This is a genomic window from Nocardiopsis coralliicola, from assembly GCF_054779695.1.
In genome coordinates, this window is sequence record NZ_BAAGXT010000027.1 from 35,687 (window position 1) to 50,582 (window position 14,896).

Genomic DNA, 14,896 nt, shown 5'->3' on the forward strand with positions numbered 1-14,896 from the left:
CCGGAGCGCATTGCCGCATCCGCCCGAAATCCGCGTCGCCCGCGGCGCGGCCCCCAATCCGGTGTCTGGCGCAGGTGGCGGTAGGGAGGGCGGCCACGGGAGCGGGGCGGCATTCCGCCGCGATTCTCCGGGTCCGGGGCGGCGGTGCGCGCCCGGTCGAGTCCGTAGCCCGGCGGGCTGCGAGGGGCCGAGCACGGACGCTCCGGAGACTCTGCGCTCCGGACCCGCCGGCCCCGTTCCCGCCCACGCGCGGGGAGAACGGCCGGCACGGGCGCAGTGCTCGGGAGGCCGGGGCCGCGGAGGGCGGCAGGAGCGCCGCCCGTGTCTGCCCTTCGCCCGCGTGCGGCCGCACCGGTCCGCGGCGGACGGCGGTAGCGCACCGCGGACCGGTGCCAGCGTGCCCGGCCGCGGTGCGGGACCGTGGGGGCGGATCAGCCCGTCGTCGCCCGCCGGGTGCGGAGGGCGTCCAGGCCGTCGGGGGTGAGGGAGCCGTGGACGCGGAGGCGGGAGTAGCCGCCGTCCGGGTAGACGTCGATGCGGAGGTGGGTGGCGGTCGGGGCGCCGTCCAGCAGGAACCGGTGCGGGGAGTCCGGCTGGATCTCGGTGCGCGGCAGGAGCACCGTCCAGTCGCCGGCGGCGGGAACGGCGTCCGGCTTGGCCGGGTCCAGGTCGGCGGCGGAGACCTCCACCCAGCCGGCGGCGTTGCCCTTCAGGTAGGCGGTGTCCAGCTCCAGGGCGTGCAGTGCGCCGCGGCCGGCCAGGCGGTGCACCACCCAGTCGTTGCTGGTGCGGACGCGGCGGCGGCGGTTCTCCCAGCCGTCGTCCATCTTCTGCGAGCGGCCGGGCAGGATGGTGTTCTCCGGCGGCGAGTAGAAGCGGTCCGACGCGTCGGCGACGGAGCCGCCGTTCTCCAGTGCAGCCAGGTCGGCCGTGCCGAGCGCGGCCAGCCACTCCGGGTCCGGCTCCGGCCGGCCGTGCACGCGCAGCCGCGCGATGCCGCCGTCCGGGTACATCTTCAGCCGCAGGTGCGTCCAGCGCCGCGGGCTGTCGACCGCGAAGCCGTTGGCGGCGTGCCCGCGCAGTTGGGAGCGCGGCACGATCTCGGTCCACTCGGTGTCCGGCGACAGCAGCTCGGCCTCCGACGGCGTGCCCGGGAGGCATGCGGCCTCCACGGCAGCCTGCTGCGGGTAGTTGCCGCGGAAGTGGGCGGTGTCCACCACGATGCCGGAGACGGTGCCGGGCAGGCCGAGCCGGATCAGCGCCCAGTCGTGCTCGGCGTCATCGGGGAACGGGCTGCCGGCGGTGTTGCGGCGGCGCCGGGTCTCCCAGCCGTCCATCACCTTGCCCTTGTGGCCGAACGCCTCGGGGTCGAACACGGCGCGGCCCGGGATGAGGAGGTTCTCCCGGGGGGCGAAGAACTCGTCGTTGGCGGCCACCGCGCCGGCGCCCAGGCGGCGGTCGGCGAGGTCGGGATCGGCCGTGAACGCGTAGTCGCCGGCCCGGTAGTCGGCGAACGGGTCGCCGCCGGGGTAGGGCTGGGCATCGAAGGCGTGCGGATCGGACGTGGACGCTGCGGCGCCGGTCACGGGGCTCCTCTCGGGAGGACGGGGAGGGCCGCTCCCGGGGCGGTTGCGCCAGGGCGGCCGGTGCAGGTCCAGTGTGCGCCGCCGATACCGATCGCGTCTATCGCGAACTTATGAGCATTATGTTCAGAAGAATTGAACAATCTAGGTGGCGGTTCCGGAGCCGCCCGCGTCCGTCCCGGCCGCCGCACCGCCGACGTGGTCGGCCGCCGCCCGCTGCAGCGCCGCGAGCAGCCGCGCCAGCGCCGGCCGCTCCCCGGAACCGGACCGCACCGCGGCGACGACGTACCGCTGCGGCCGGTCGGCGCGCAGCTCCCGCACCGCCACCCCGCGCCGCGCCGCCGGCGCCGCCAGCCGCGGCACCAGCGCCACCCCCAGCCCCGCCTCGACCATCGCGAGTATCGCGTCCCAGTCCGAGGCCGCGTGGGCGCGCCGCGGGGTGAACCCCGCCGCCGCGCACGCGGCCACCGTGATCTCGTGCCAGGGGCCGGTCTCGCCGTAGATCCAGTCCTCGCCGGCGAGGTCGGCCAGGCGCAGCCCGGGCGCCTGGGCCCACCGGTGGCCGGCGGGCAGTGCCGCGTACAGCGGATCGGCGAGCAGCGCCGTCCGGTCGAAGCGGTGGCCGGGCCCGCCGCCCAGGAGCCCTTCGCCGAACGGGTCGCCGCCAGCGTCTCCGGGCGCGCGCCCGGTGGCGTCCGGCGGCTGGGCCGACAGTGACAGGGCGAGGTCGACTTCGCCCGCCGCGAGCAGCGCGCACGCCTCGCCCGCCTCGGTCTCGCGGAGGTGCACCGCCAGCCCGGGATGGCGCCGCTTCAGGTCCCGGACCGCCGGCACGACCAGCGCGGGCACCGCGGTCGCGAAGGTGCCCACCCGGATCCTCCCGGTGGCGCCCGCGGCGTGCGCGGCCAACTCGGCTTCGGCCCGCTCCAAGTGCGCGAAGACGGCGTCGCCGTGCCGCAGCAGCGCATGCCCGGCGTCGGTGATGCGGACCCGGCGGCCGTGCGCCTCCAGTACGGCCACGCCCGCCTGCCGGGACAGCGCCGAGAGCTGCTGCGACACCGCGGACGGCGTCATGGACAGGGCCGCCGCAGCGGCGCGGACCGTTCCGTGGTCGTCGAGCGCGCGCAGGATGCGGAGCCGGCGCAGATCCCAGTCGGTCATGCGCGAATAGTAAGCGCCAAAGAACAGGACTGGCAGAGCGTTCCGCATATTTGAACGGATGCTGTGGCGCGGTAGTCTGCGGGGGGCCGCCGCCGCGCCGCCCGACCTGCAGTGAACAGGCGGGCCGGAACGCAGCGCGCCGGCCCAAGGCAGAGTAGAGACATCGGCAGGACAGGGGCGGGCGTGCGCATCGCGAGATTCTCCTCCGGAGACGAGGTCGGCTTCGGGCTGATCGACACTGACGCCGACAGCGGCGAGACCCACATCTCCCGCATCTCCGGGCATCCCCTCATGGGCAACATCCAGCTCGCCGGGGAGCGGGCCAAGCTCGACGACGTCCGGCTGCTCTCGCCGATCCTGCCGAGCAAGGTCATCTGCATCGGCAAGAACTACGCCGACCACGTCGCGGAGATGTCCGGCATCACCGGCGCCTCCACCGAGGAGCCGGTGGTGTTCCTCAAGCCGTCGACCGCGGTGGCCGGCCCGAACGACCCGGTCTTCTACCCGCAGATCTCCGAGCGCGTCGACTTCGAGGGCGAGCTGGCCCTGGTCATCGGGCGGCTGGCCCGCGAGGTGCCGGCGGAGCGCGCGAGCGAGGTCGTCTTCGGCTACACCTGCGCCAACGACGTCACTGCGCGGGACCTGCAGAAGAAGGACAAGCAGTGGACCCGCGCGAAGGGGTTCGACTCCTTCTGCCCGCTGGGCCCGTGGATCGAGACCGGCCTCAGCCTGGAGGAGGCCTCCGACCTGCGGATCACCACGGAGGTCGACGGCGAGGTGCGCCAGGACTCGCGCACCTCCCAGCTGATCCACCCGCTCGCCGAACTCGTCTCCTACGTCAGCTCCTTCATGACGCTGGTGCCCGGCGACGTGATCCTGACCGGCACCCCCGCCGGCGTCGGCCCGGTCACCCCCGGCCAGCGGGTCACCGTTTCGGTGGAGGGCGTCGGCGCGCTGACCAACACCATCGCCACGCGCGACTGACCGGGCCGGCCGGTCCGCGGACGCGAAGCGGCGCCTCGCCCCGAGGAAGAGGGGGCGGGGCGCCGCCGTGCGCTCCGCCGGGCCGGGCTGGTGCCGAATGCTTCCGGTCCGCCCCGGACGCGTCTGCCAGACCCGGCCTAGTCCTTCGCGGGTTCGGCGCCCGCCACCGGTGCCTGGGCCTCGGTGTTGAGTTCGGCGAGCGACTCCTTGGTGAACCCGAAGAAGTAGGTGAAGGCGAACCCGGCGACGTAGCCGGTGAGCAGCCCCGCGGCGTACACCGCGACCGCGGGCAGGATGCCCTGGCTGCCCTGCATGAGCGGGAAGAGCGCCCAGCCGGACGGGCCGATCGCGGTGGAGCCGACCGTCGTGCCGAGCTGGCCGAGCATCCCCACCACGCCGCCGCCGACCGCTCCGCCCGCGCAGGCCGTGATGAACGGCCGGCCCAGGGGCAGCGTCACACCGTAGATGAGCGGCTCGCCTACGCCGAGCACGCCCGCCGGCAGCGCGGACCGGATCGTCGTGCGCACCCCGCTGTTGCTGCGCAGCCGCATGTAGACCGCGAGCGCCGCGCCCACCTGGCCGGCGCCGGCCATCGCCAGGATCGGCAGCAGCACCGTGTAGCCGTCCAGCCCGATCAGCGTGGTGTGGATCGGGATGAGCGCCTGGTGCAGGCCGAGCATCACCAGCGGCAGGAACAGGCCGCCGAGGATCAGCCCGGCCGGCGCGCCCGCGAAGCCCAGCAGCCGGTCGGCGAGGACGCCGATGCCGTCGGAGAGCCGCCCGGCGGCGAACATCAGCCCGTACACCGTGGCCATCCCGGAGACGAGGACCGCGATCGTGGGCGTGATCAGCACGTCGAGGCTGCGCGGCACCCACGGCCGCACCCAGCGCTCGACGTAGGCGCACAGCACGGCTGCGCCCAGCGCGCCGAGCACGCCGCCCTGGCCGGGAGCGAGCTCTTCGCCGAACGCGGTGATCTCGGCGACGCCGGCGAACGGGATGATCGCTGCGACCGCGCCGCCCAGGATCGGGGTGCCGCCGAACTCCCTGGCGGCGTTCATGCCCACGAACACCATGATCAGCGACATGAACCCGCCGGAGACCGCGGTGAGCGCCGGCAGCACGCCCGGCAGCCAGCCCAGGTTCTGCAGCAGGCCGCCGACGCCGGCCAGGATGCCGCAGGCGATCAGCGCCGGGATCAGCGGGACGAAGATGTTGGCGATGCGCCGCAGGAACTGCTTGACGGGCGTCGCATTGCGCTTCCGGTTGGCCGCCCTGATCCGCGCGCCCTCCGCGGCGAGCGCCTCGGCGCCGGCGGGCCGCGCCCCGTCCGCGGCGGCGCCGTCCGCCTCCGGAGCGGCGTCGGAACCGGACCCGGCGCGGTGCTCCGCCACCAGGCGGCGGAACGCCTCGGTGACCTGGGTGACCGCGGCCGGGCCCAGGACGATCTGGTAGGTCTCGTCGTCGACGACGCCGAGTGCGGCCGGGTGCGCACGCACGCCCGCGTCATCGACCCGGTCCCGGTCGACCAGGCCGAGGCGCAGGCGGCTGATGCAGTTCTCGACCGTGGTGACGTTGCCGGCCCCGCCGACCAGGGCGAGCAGGGCGCCCGCTGCGGTGTCGGGGCTTTCCGGTGCGCTCATGGCGGCCCTTCCTTTCGGGGGTGGCCCCGCCCAGGGGAGGGCGGGGCCGGTGCGCGGGCCCGCGGGTCAGCCGCGCGGTGCCGCGTCGATCGCGTCGCGCAGACGTCCGTCGGAGGCGGCCAGCAGGGCGGCCGCCTCGTGCGGGCCGACGCGGCCGAGGATGGTGAGGATCGCGGTCTTCACGTCGCCGCCGGCACCCGTCAGCGCCGCTTCGGCCTCCGCGTACGGGGCCCCGGTCGCCATCTCCACGATCCGGTGGGCGCGGGCGCGCAGCTTCTCGTTGGTGCTGCGCAGGTCCACCATCAGGTTCCCGTAGGTCTTGCCCAGGCGGATCATGGTGATGGTGCTGAGCATGTTCAGCACCAGCTTCTGCGCCGTGCCCGCCTTCAGCCGGGTCGAGCCGGCCACCAGCTCGGGACCGGTGTCGACCTCCAGGGCGTGGTCGGCCTCGGCACCCAGCGGCGAGGACGGGTTGCACGAGACGCCGACGGTGAGCGCGCCGGCGCTGCGGGCATGCTGCACGGCAGCGACCGCGTAGGGGGTGCGGCCGGAGGCGGAGATGCCGACGACGGTGTCGCTGGCGCCGATGCCGAGGTCGTTCAGGTCGCGCACCGCACCGGAGGCGTCGTCCTCGGCGCCCTCGACCGACGACGTCACCGCGCCCGGGCCGCCCGCGATCAGCCCCACCACCAGTTCGGGGTCGGTGTTGAAGGTGGGCGGGCACTCTGAGGCGTCGAGCACGCCCATCCGGCCGGCCGTTCCGGCGCCGGCGTAGACGAGCCGGCCGCCGCGGCGCATCCGGGCCGCGATGGCGTCCACGGCCGCGGCGATGCGCGGCGCGATCGCGCCGACCGCTGCGGGCACCTCTGCGTCGGCGGCGTTCATCCGCGCGACGATGTCGGCCGTGGCCATCCTGTCCACTTCGGCCAGATCTTCGCTGCGCGCCTCGGTAGCCAGCTGCTCCAGCTCTTCGCGCACCGTCCGCGTGCCCACCGCGCCCCCGTCTGTCTGGGTAGGTTTCCTCCGTCCGAGGAAGTCGACTGGAAGATTACCAACTTTCCCCGTTTGGGCCGATACCCGGGCACTGCGGATCTTCGTGCACGGAGCGGATGCCCGTCCGGACAACAGCTGAGCAGGGAAGGCGGCGCCCGGGCCCCGTTAGGCTGGGTCGGGTGAGTGAGACTTCGATTCGTGTGCGCTTCGCCCCCTCGCCGACCGGCATGTTCCATGTCGGAGGTGCGCGGTCGGCGCTGTTCAACTGGGCGCTGGCCCAGCAGCAAGAGGCGGGGCGGTTCGTGCTCCGCGTCGAGGACACCGACGCCGCCCGGAACAAGCCGGAATGGACCGAGGGCATCATCTCGGCGCTGTCCTGGCTGGGCATCGATGCCGCCGACCCCCACTTCGAGGGGCCGTACTTCCAGTCCGACTACGCCGACGCCCACCGCGCCACCGCTGCAGCCCTGTACGAGCGCGGCCGCGCCTACTACTGCGACTGCACGCGGGAGCAGGTCGCCGAGCGCCGCGGCAACGAGCACCTCGGCTACGACGGGTTCTGCCGCGAGCGCGGGCTCGGGCCCGGTCCCGGCCGCGCGCTGCGCTTCCGGGTGCCGGACGGCGGCCCCACCGTCGTCGACGACCGGATCCGCGGGCAGGTGAGTTTCGAGCACTCCGCGATCGAGGACTTCGTCATCGCCCGCGCCGACGGTTCGCCGCTGTTCGTCCTGGCCAACGTCGCCGACGACATCGAGATGGGCATCAACCAGGTGATCCGCGGCGAGGAGCACCTGTCCAACACCCCCAAGCAGCAGCTGCTGTGGGAGGCCCTGGACAAGACTCCGCCGGTCTGGGCGCACCTGCCCGTCATCGTCAACGAACAGCGCAAGAAGCTGTCCAAGCGGCGCGACAAGGTGGCCCTGGAGTCCTACCAGGACGAGGGCTACCTGCCCGAGGCCATGGTCAACTACCTCATGCTGCTCGGCTGGGCGCCCGGCGAGGACCGGGAGATCATGGACTGGGCGGACATGGTGCCGCTCTTCCGCATCGAGGACGTCAACTCCTCCAGCGCCTTCTTCGACGAGAAGAAGCTGCGCGCCTTCAACGGCGAGTACATCCGCGCGCTCAGCACCGAGGAGTTCGCCGAGCGGTGCGCCCCCTGGCTCGCCGCGGACAGTGCGCCCTGGCCGGAGGAGAACTACGACCCGGCGGTGTTCCGCGCCGTCGCGCCGCTGGCGCAGTCCCGCATTGCGCTGCTCGCCGAGATCGTGCCCAACGTCGACTTCCTCTTCCTCGCCGCGCCCGTCTTCGACGAGAAGTCCTGGAACAAGGCGATGAAGCCCGGTATCGGCGCGGAGATGCTCGCCGCGGCGCTGGAGAGGTTCGGCGACCCCGCGCTGGAGTGGAAGGCCGAGCCGCTCAAGGAGGCGCTGGAGGCCGCCGGCGCCGCGCTCGGGCTCAAGCTCGGCAAGGCGCAGGCGCCGGTGCGCGTCGCGGTCACCGGGCGCACCGTCGGCCTGCCGCTGTTCGAGTCGCTGGAGCTGCTCGGCCGGGAGCGCACCCGGGAGCGGACCGCGGCCGCGCTGCAGCGCCTCACCGCCGAGTCGGAGGACGTCTCCGGGTAGGCGCCGGCCGCTCGGCCGCGCTCCCCAGGGGGCGCTCGGGGGTGCTCTGGACCGCGTCCGGGCGCCCCCGTTTTTCAGTTCGCGAGCACTCCCAAAGTCCGCTAAGGTTAAGCACGTCGCCGCGGGGAACGGGAGCGGAAAGCCCCAGTACCGGCGGAAATGCACTGGGGTATGGTGTAATCGGCAGCACGGCTGATTCTGGTTCAGTTAGTCTAGGTTCGAGTCCTGGTACCCCAGCCAACGGCCCTCACGCAGGGTCGGGGCCGATCTCGGCCCGTCCTGGCCCCCGTCGTCTAGTGGCCTAGGACGCCGCCCTCTCAAGGCGGTAACGGCGGTTCGAATCCGCTCGGGGGTACACAGTACAGGGATCGCCTCCCACCGCAGTGGGAGGCGCTGCTCTGTGCCCGGCCCCCGTCGTCTAGTGGCCTAGGACGCCGCCCTCTCAAGGCGGTAACGGCGGTTCGAATCCGCTCGGGGGTACACAGTACAGGGATCGCCTCCCACCGCAGTGGGAGGCGCTGCTCTGTGCCCGGCCCCCGTCGTCTAGTGGCCTAGGACGCCGCCCTCTCAAGGCGGTAACGGCGGTTCGAATCCGCTCGGGGGTACCACCGAAGCCCGCACACCCGGTGTGCGGGCTTTTCTGTGTCCGGGGGGTCCGCGGGGCCTGCGGTCCATCCCCGCGTTCCGCTGCGCCGCCCGCCGTGCGGCGGCGCCGCGAGGAGCCGGGGTCAGGGCAGAGCTGCGCCCGCACCGCCCTCCGCCGCGTCGGCCGGGCCGGCGAACCGCCGGGTCGCGGCGTCTTCCTGCGCCATCCGCCGCAGCGACGCCAGCGCCGCGTCCATCAGCGAGCAGCGCACCGCCATGTACTCCACCGCCCGCTCCCGCGGCCATGCGCCGTCGATCGCCGCCACGTCGGCGGCTGCCAGGTCCTGCGCTGCTGCGGCATAGCGGCGCAGCGTCGCCCGGTCCACCCCGAACCCGAGCCGGTCCATCGCCGCCAGCGTGCGCGCCAGGCCGGCGCGGTCCGGTGCATCGCCCTGCACCTGCCAGCCCAGCTCCGCCAGGAGTGCGTCCACACCCCCGTCCGGTGCCGCGCCGGCCTCGCCGCGGGTGCTGCCGGCGCTCTCCGCCGCGGGGACGGCGTCCGCGGCGGCCGCACCGGTCGACCACGGCGGGATGGCGCCGGTGGCGAGGGTGTACTGCACGGAGCCCAGCAGCCGGTAGAGGTCCATGCCGGTGTCATCGACCGCCGAGACGAGTCCGCGCACGGTGGCGAGCGGCAGTCCGGCGACGTCGCTGAGCGCGCGGATCAGCCGCAGCCGGCGGATGTGCTCGGGGCCGTAGCTGGCCTGCGTCGCTGCCAGCGCCTCGCCCTTGGGCAGGAGGCCCTCCCGCAGGTAGTACTTGATCGTCGCGACCGGCACGCCGCTCTGCCGGCTCAGCTCCGCCATCCGCATGCCCGGCCCCCTCCGTCGCCGCTCCGCCCTCCTCCGGGATCGTACTGACCGCGCTCCGCCCCGCACTGCTCCGGTGGGGCCGGCCGCCCGTTCCAACGCTTCGCAGCGCGGGGACGGCCCGTCGCCACCGGCGCAGCGGAGGCTCCCGGGGCCGGGATAAGGCCGTCAGCGAGCGCTCAGCCGGGCCGCCGCGCGCAGAGCGGCCGGGGACAGGCGCGCCAGGAGAGCCGTAGCGCGGACGGCGGGCGTCGCCGGAAGCAGGTCCGGGGCGCGGTCGATCCCGTCGGCGATCACCGCGGCGGTGCGGCGCGCCACCGCGTCGCCCCGGCTGCCGCCGCCGGTGTGCGGAGTGCCCGCCGTCACCACCTTCACGCCGTGCTGCGCCAGGTCCGCACGGAGCGACCGGCTCGCCGCAGCCACCGCGGCCTGTTCGGCCGCGTGCTCCGGCCGGGCCGGCGACGGGAGCCACGCGGCCGGCGACACCGTGTTCACGATCCGCCCGGCGAGGCCGGCCTCCACCATCTGCCGCGCGAACGCCCGGCAGAGGCCGACCGCACGGTCCGCCCGGCCGCCGGCCGCGGCGCCCCACCCCTGCCCGCCGGTCCCCGGGACCCCGGGCGCCGCGGAGGGCGCTCCGGCGTCGGCGGCGGCGGCGTTCACCACGATGTCGGGCACGCCGAGCTCTGCGCGCACCCGGTCGGCGAACGCCTCCACCGGCGCGAGGGCGCGCGCGTCCAGCGTGAAGCCGACCGCGCCTGCGGTGCGCGCGCAGGCGTGGCGCGCCGTCTGCAGAGCGCGTCCTGCAGCCGCGTCGGCGCAGGCCACCCGCGCACCGCGGGCGGCGAGCTCCAGTGCGACGGCGCGGCCTATCCCGCTGCCCGCGCCCACCACCACCGCCACCTGCCCGGTGAGCGGGCGCGCGTCCGGCCGAACGGCGGCCGGGGGCGCCGCGGCACCGGCGGCGCGCACGGCGGCGGGGGGAGCGCCGGCGTTCCGCCGCTCCAGATCGGTGTGGAACGCCTCGACCCGGCCCGCCACCGCTTCCGGCCGGGTCCGCGGCATCCAGTGCCCGCCGGCCACCCGGTGGAAGCGGAAGTCCGGCGCCCACTCCGCGGCCGCGCGCTGCAGCGCCTCCGACATGAACAGCTCCGCGGCCGGCACCAGTACCTGCACGGGGACGGGGGTCCGGCGCAGCTCGGGCCGCCGCATGCGGCGGCCGAAGTTCGCCCGGTACAGCTCCAGCCCGTTGATGTGGCCGCGCACTGACCGGCGCGCGGCGGGCGCCGCCGCAGGCCGGCCCAGCAGGTCGGCGCCTGCCAGCACCGCGCTGCCGACGCCGGAGTACCACGCGGCCTCCGGGACCGCCGGCAGATGGAAGAAGCCGATGTAGCCCGAGCGCGCCATCTGGTCGGCGAAGGCCCGCAACCGCCGGGGCGACGGGCGCAGCTGCGCGCGCAGCCACGCGCCGGCCGAATCCAGCGAGGGGCCCGAGATCGAGGTGAACGAGGCGAACAGCGGCGCTGAAGCGGGGTCGGAGACGGTGTGCCAGGCGGCGATCGAGCCCCAGTCGTGCGCCAGCAGGTGCACCGGCCGGCCGCCGCCCGCGGCACGGGCGACGGCGGCCATGTCGGCGGCCAGCCGGTCCAGCGTGTAGCCCTCCCGCGACTCCGGGGCCGGCGACCGGCCGGCGCCGCGGACGTCGTAGGCGACGACGTGGTACCGCTCGGCCAGGCGAACTGCCACCCCCTCCCACACCCGCGAATCGTCGGGGTAGCCGTGTACGCAGAGCAGAGTGGGGTGCTCCGGATCGCCGTAGGACCGGACCGCGAGCGGCAGTCCGTCGGAAGCGGGCAGGCGGAACAGGCGGGGGGTCATGGCGGACGCTCCTGTCCGTTGGTGGGGCGGATGTCTTCCGGGGACCGCACCGCGCCATCGTAGACGTCGGCCCCCCGCGCTTCCGGGCCGCGCTCCGGGCGCAGCGCCCCGCCCCCAGTCGTGGCCGTATCGTGCCCCGCCGCCCCGGCCCGCGCGGATTGCATCGGCACGCACCGGGGAGGAAGCGTGTATGCCACGAAATGCACGAACGCTGCGCTGCGGCGCCGTCGCCGCGGCAGCGGTGTTCCTCGTCGGTGCCTGCGGGGGCCCGGGTGCGGACGGGGGCGGCGGCGCGCACGGCGAGGAGCGCCTCGCGCCGCCCGGCGAGCCCGAGACGGTCGCCGACGGCTTGGAGACGCCGTGGTCCATCGCCTTCCTCCCGGACGGGTCGGCCCTGGTGAGCGAGCGCGACACGGCGCGGGTGCTCCGCGTCCAGCCGGACGGCTCCACCGAGGAGGCCGGGCGGGTGGACGGCGTCGCACCGGGCGGCGAGGGCGGCCTGCTGGGCCTCGCCGTTCCGCCGACGCTGGGGGAGGACCTCGAGGGCGAGGTGTACGCCTACTACACGGCGGCCGGCGAGAACCGGATCGTGCGCATGCCGTTCACCGACAGCGGGGGACTGCAGGGCGGCGCCGGCCAGCAGCAGACCGTGGTCGACGGAATCCCGGCCGCGGAGTTCCACAACGGCGGCCGCATCGTGTTCGGCCCCGACGGCATGCTGTACGCCGGAACGGGCGACGCCGGCGACCCCTCGCGCGCCCAGGACCCCGCCTCACTGGGCGGGAAGGTGCTGCGGATGACGCCCGAGGGCGATCCGCCGCCGGACCCTGCGCTCGACGGTGTCGTGCACAGCCTCGGCCACCGCAACGTGCAGGGGCTCGCGTTCGACGGCGACGCGCTGCTGGCCACCGAGTTCGGCCAGGACGCCTACGACGAGGCCAACATCATCGAGCCGGGGGAGAACTACGGCTGGCCCGAGGTGGAGGGCGAGGGCGGCGGAGCCGAGTTCACCGACCCGATCGCGGTCTGGACCACCGACGAGGCGTCGCCGAGCGGCGCCGCGGTCGCCGCCGACTCGCTGTGGGTCGCCGCGCTGCGCGGCGAGCGGCTGTGGCGGGTGCCCCTCACCGGCGCCCCCGACGACCCGGCCGGCGAGCCCGAGTCCCTCTTCGAGGGCGACTACGGCCGCCTCCGCGACGTCGCCACCACCCCCGACGGCTCGCTCTGGATCGCCACCAGCAACACCGACGGCCGCGGCTCACCCGCCGACGACGATGACAAGATCCTCCGCGTCCCGCTGGAGGATTAGGGCGTGTTGGGTGGGCACCTGTCCTGCTGCCAGCACGCCCTAGCGCCGGCTAGCGGTTTCCGGAGTCGGCAGTGGGCCGGTGAAGGGCCCGGGGAGGTGCAGCTCGGCACCGCCGGTGGCGCGCGTCTGCGTGCGGTAGAGGCCGTTCTCTGGTTCGGAGAACAGGGTCCAGTAGCCGTCGTCGCTGTCGACGAGCAGGTACGACGGGACGTGGCCGCGGGCGTACCCGCGCGGCTTTTCGACCCTGTCAGGGTCAGCGTTCGACGGAGAGGTGATCTCGACTGCGAGGGGCACGTCTTCGGAGGAGAAGCGCCACTCCTTGCCGGTGAGGACTGATGTGGGCAGCACGGCGAGGTCGGGCACGTAACGCTCGCCCGTCGCCGCGATCTCCACCGTGACGAACTGGACGACCTCCCACTCTTCAGCGAGGAGGGCGCGCAGCGCGTACTGGCCCCTGGAGGCGAGCAGGGCGTGGGAGCCGAGAGGGGTGGGGGACACGACGATGTTCCCTGCGATGATCTCCACCCGGTAGCCATCGGGGGTCTCGATGTGGTCGGCGATGGAGCCGAGGTCGCCCATCACAGTGGAGCTGGGCATCGCCATGGGGCTGCCCTCCTTCGTGCGTCCGTTCTTCTGTTGTCAGTCTGCCCCGCCGCGGCTTTGAGCGCAGCGCCCGTCTGCCGATCTGCGGATCAGCCTTCTTCGTCCAGGTAGAAGCCGGTCGTGCGGGCCTCGGCGGCGCGGGCTGCGGCGGGGTCGGCGCCGGAGTCGATGGCCCGGTCGGCCCAGTAGCGGCTGCTGGCGGCGATGGCGCGGCGGGCGTCGTCGGTGGCGACCCAGGGGGTGGTCTCCAGCGGGGTGACGCTGCCGGTGGCGAGGTGGTGGGCCAGCCCCAGGAGCGCGAGGTCCCAGCCGACGCCAGCGGCGCCGGGGCCGTAGGTCTCCCAGTGGTCGCGCTCGGCGTCGCCCCGGTGCTCCAGGGACAGCAGCGCGCGCTGCGGGCCGCGCTCGTCGATGCGCACCGACACCGACGACTCGGTGCCGCCGTACTCCCAGGTGGCGGTGTAGGAGTGCGGCGGATCGCAGGCGGTGATAGTGCCCGCCGCGTTGTCCTCGATGCGGTAGCGGCCGCCCTGGCGCAGGTCGCCGTCGACCGCGGCGAACCACAGGGACAGCTGGTCGGCGCTGCTGCACGCCGCCCACAGCGCAGCGGCGGCCACCGGGTATTCGCGGGCGAGGCCGAGCACCATCGGCACACTGCCCGCGGCACCTCCCGCGGCCGGGGTGCCGCCGGCGGTGAGCGTCCGCTCGACCGCGGCGGTCTGGCCGGCCCCGTCGAACGCGTCCCAGTCGCCCTGCTCGGTCATCCTGCCTCCTGCCGCCGCGGTGTCCACCCTCGCGCGCCCATTGTGTCCGCGGAGGGCGACATCGGCGCCGGGGCACGCCGGGCCCGGCGTGCGGCCCCGCTATGCCTGGTCGCTGTGGAGCGCCTCGGTGATCTTCTCGGCGGCCGCGCTCACGGCGGGCGCGTGCAGGCGGCCGGGAGAGCGGGTGAGGCGCTCGATCGGTCCGGACACCGAGACGGCGGCGATCACCCGCCCGCCCGGCCCGGCCACCGGCGCCGACACCGAGGCGACGCCCTGCTCCCGCTCAGCGACGCTCTGCGCCCAGCGGCGGCGGCGCACCTGGGCGAGGCTCTGCGCGGTGAAGTGGGCGCCGCGCAGCGATCGGCGGATGCGCTCGTTGTCCTCCCACGCCAGCAGAGTCTGGGCGGCCGAGCCCGCGTTCATCGGCAGCTCGCTGCCGACCGGAACGGTGTCGCGCAGTCCGCTGGCCCGCTCTGCCGCCGCGACGCACACCCGCACGTCGCCCTGGCGCCGGTAGAGCTGGGCGCTCTCGCCCGTCAGATCGCGCAGCTGCACCAGCACCGGGTTCGCGACCGCCAGCAGCCGGTCCTCGCCGGTGGCGATGGAGAGTTCGCCGAGCCGCGGGCCGAGGACGAACCGGCCCTGGGCGTCGCGTGCGACCATGCGGTGCCGCTCCAGAGCGACCGCGAGCCGGTGGGCGGTCGGCCGCGCCAGCCCGGTCAGCCGCACCAGCTGGGCGAGCGAGGCCGGCCCCGCCTCCAGGGCGTCGAGCACGGACATGGTCTTGTCCAGGACGCCGACGCCGCTCGATGGGCTAGAGTTGTCCATGGCTTGATATTGGCGTCTCGCAATTTGGAATGCAAATCCGCGCGCCGGGCTCCGCGCCCCGGCGGATGCAT

12 protein-coding genes and 4 tRNA genes are annotated in these 14,896 nt (G+C 74.7%); 7 read left to right on the forward strand and 9 right to left on the reverse strand.

The window, feature by feature from the left end; genetic code table 11:
* Positions 1-431 precede the first annotated feature (431 nt).
* A complete protein-coding gene (alc, locus tag ACYVGT_RS18345; RefSeq protein WP_460859954.1) occupies positions 432-1,586 on the reverse strand; it encodes an allantoicase in 1,155 nt (384 codons plus the stop codon).
* 141 nt (positions 1,587-1,727) lie between these two features.
* Positions 1,728-2,744, reverse strand: a complete 1,017-nt coding sequence (locus ACYVGT_RS18350) for a LysR family transcriptional regulator (protein WP_460859957.1) — start codon at positions 2,742-2,744, stop codon at positions 1,728-1,730.
* A 183-nt stretch (positions 2,745-2,927) separates the two neighbouring features.
* Between ACYVGT_RS18350 and ACYVGT_RS18355 the strand changes: the two genes are divergently transcribed.
* Positions 2,928-3,728, forward strand: a complete 801-nt coding sequence (locus ACYVGT_RS18355; protein ID WP_460859959.1) for a fumarylacetoacetate hydrolase family protein — start codon at positions 2,928-2,930, stop codon at positions 3,726-3,728.
* Between the two features lie 137 nt (positions 3,729-3,865).
* Here ACYVGT_RS18355 and ACYVGT_RS18360 read toward each other — a convergent pair whose 3' ends face one another.
* Positions 3,866-5,371, reverse strand: coding sequence for a PTS transporter subunit EIIC (locus ACYVGT_RS18360; protein ID WP_460859961.1), 1,506 nt, complete (start codon positions 5,369-5,371; stop codon positions 3,866-3,868).
* Between the two features lie 66 nt (positions 5,372-5,437).
* A complete protein-coding gene (gene murQ, locus ACYVGT_RS18365; RefSeq protein WP_460859963.1) occupies positions 5,438-6,364 on the reverse strand; it encodes an N-acetylmuramic acid 6-phosphate etherase in 927 nt (308 codons plus the stop codon).
* Positions 6,365-6,543: 179 nt separating this feature from the next.
* Between murQ and gltX the strand changes: the two genes are divergently transcribed.
* The 5 genes from gltX to ACYVGT_RS18390 all read left to right on the forward strand — a co-directional run bounded on the left by gltX (position 6,544) and on the right by ACYVGT_RS18390 (position 8,597).
* Positions 6,544-7,989, forward strand: coding sequence for a glutamate--tRNA ligase (gene gltX / locus ACYVGT_RS18370; RefSeq protein WP_460859965.1), 1,446 nt, complete (start codon positions 6,544-6,546; stop codon positions 7,987-7,989).
* A gap of 165 nt (positions 7,990-8,154) precedes the next feature.
* Positions 8,155-8,229: transfer RNA gene (locus tag ACYVGT_RS18375), tRNA-Gln, on the forward strand.
* Positions 8,230-8,271: 42 nt separating this feature from the next.
* Positions 8,272-8,344: transfer RNA gene (locus ACYVGT_RS18380), tRNA-Glu, on the forward strand.
* Positions 8,345-8,396: 52 nt separating this feature from the next.
* Positions 8,397-8,469, forward strand: a tRNA-Glu gene (locus ACYVGT_RS18385).
* A 52-nt stretch (positions 8,470-8,521) separates the two neighbouring features.
* A tRNA-Glu gene (locus ACYVGT_RS18390) sits at positions 8,522-8,597 on the forward strand.
* Between the two features lie 120 nt (positions 8,598-8,717).
* Here the strand turns inward: ACYVGT_RS18390 and ACYVGT_RS18395 are convergent.
* Both ACYVGT_RS18395 and ACYVGT_RS18400 read right to left on the reverse strand, forming a co-directional pair.
* Positions 8,718-9,446 carry a MerR family transcriptional regulator gene (locus ACYVGT_RS18395; protein WP_460859966.1) on the reverse strand — a complete coding sequence of 243 codons (729 nt, stop codon included), beginning with the start codon at positions 9,444-9,446 and terminating at the stop codon, positions 8,718-8,720.
* Positions 9,447-9,611: 165 nt separating this feature from the next.
* The gene (locus ACYVGT_RS18400) at positions 9,612-11,321 is read right to left on the reverse strand and encodes an SDR family oxidoreductase (RefSeq protein WP_460859968.1); all 1,710 of its coding nucleotides are present in this window, start codon (positions 11,319-11,321) and stop codon (positions 9,612-9,614) included.
* Between the two features lie 190 nt (positions 11,322-11,511).
* Between ACYVGT_RS18400 and ACYVGT_RS18405 the strand changes: the two genes are divergently transcribed.
* Entirely contained in the window at positions 11,512-12,630 is a 1,119-nt protein-coding gene (locus ACYVGT_RS18405) for a PQQ-dependent sugar dehydrogenase (RefSeq protein ID WP_460859970.1), read from the forward strand.
* A gap of 39 nt (positions 12,631-12,669) precedes the next feature.
* Here ACYVGT_RS18405 and ACYVGT_RS18410 read toward each other — a convergent pair whose 3' ends face one another.
* The 3 genes from ACYVGT_RS18410 to ACYVGT_RS18420 all read right to left on the reverse strand — a co-directional run bounded on the left by ACYVGT_RS18410 (position 12,670) and on the right by ACYVGT_RS18420 (position 14,777).
* Entirely contained in the window at positions 12,670-13,233 is a 564-nt protein-coding gene (locus tag ACYVGT_RS18410; protein ID WP_460859972.1) for a Uma2 family endonuclease, read from the reverse strand.
* Positions 13,234-13,322: 89 nt separating this feature from the next.
* On the reverse strand, positions 13,323-13,997 hold the full coding sequence (locus tag ACYVGT_RS18415) for an SRPBCC domain-containing protein (RefSeq protein ID WP_460859974.1): 675 nt from the start codon (positions 13,995-13,997) through the stop codon (positions 13,323-13,325).
* A gap of 99 nt (positions 13,998-14,096) precedes the next feature.
* Positions 14,097-14,777 (reverse strand): IclR family transcriptional regulator, encoded by a 681-nt coding sequence (locus ACYVGT_RS18420; RefSeq protein WP_460860021.1) that lies wholly within the window; start codon positions 14,775-14,777, stop codon positions 14,097-14,099.
* Positions 14,778-14,896 lie beyond the last annotated feature (119 nt).

What these genes read in the sequence shown, in the direction of transcription:
- ACYVGT_RS18350 (WP_460859957.1), bottom strand. Translation starts at nt 2,744, where the DNA reads ATGACCGACTGGGATCTGCGCCGGCTCCGCATCCTGCGCGCGCTCGAC.
- ACYVGT_RS18360 (WP_460859961.1), bottom strand. Translation starts at nt 5,371, where the DNA reads ATGAGCGCACCGGAAAGCCCCGACACCGCAGCGGGCGCCCTGCTCGCC.
- ACYVGT_RS18395 (WP_460859966.1), bottom strand. Translation starts at nt 9,446, where the DNA reads ATGCGGATGGCGGAGCTGAGCCGGCAGAGCGGCGTGCCGGTCGCGACG.
- ACYVGT_RS18400 (WP_460859968.1), bottom strand. Translation starts at nt 11,321, where the DNA reads ATGACCCCCCGCCTGTTCCGCCTGCCCGCTTCCGACGGACTGCCGCTC.
- ACYVGT_RS18405 (WP_460859970.1), top strand. Translation starts at nt 11,512, where the DNA reads ATGCCACGAAATGCACGAACGCTGCGCTGCGGCGCCGTCGCCGCGGCA.
- ACYVGT_RS18410 (WP_460859972.1), bottom strand. Translation starts at nt 13,233, where the DNA reads ATGGCGATGCCCAGCTCCACTGTGATGGGCGACCTCGGCTCCATCGCC.
- ACYVGT_RS18415 (WP_460859974.1), bottom strand. Translation starts at nt 13,997, where the DNA reads ATGACCGAGCAGGGCGACTGGGACGCGTTCGACGGGGCCGGCCAGACC.
- ACYVGT_RS18420 (WP_460860021.1), bottom strand. Translation starts at nt 14,777, where the DNA reads ATGTCCGTGCTCGACGCCCTGGAGGCGGGGCCGGCCTCGCTCGCCCAG.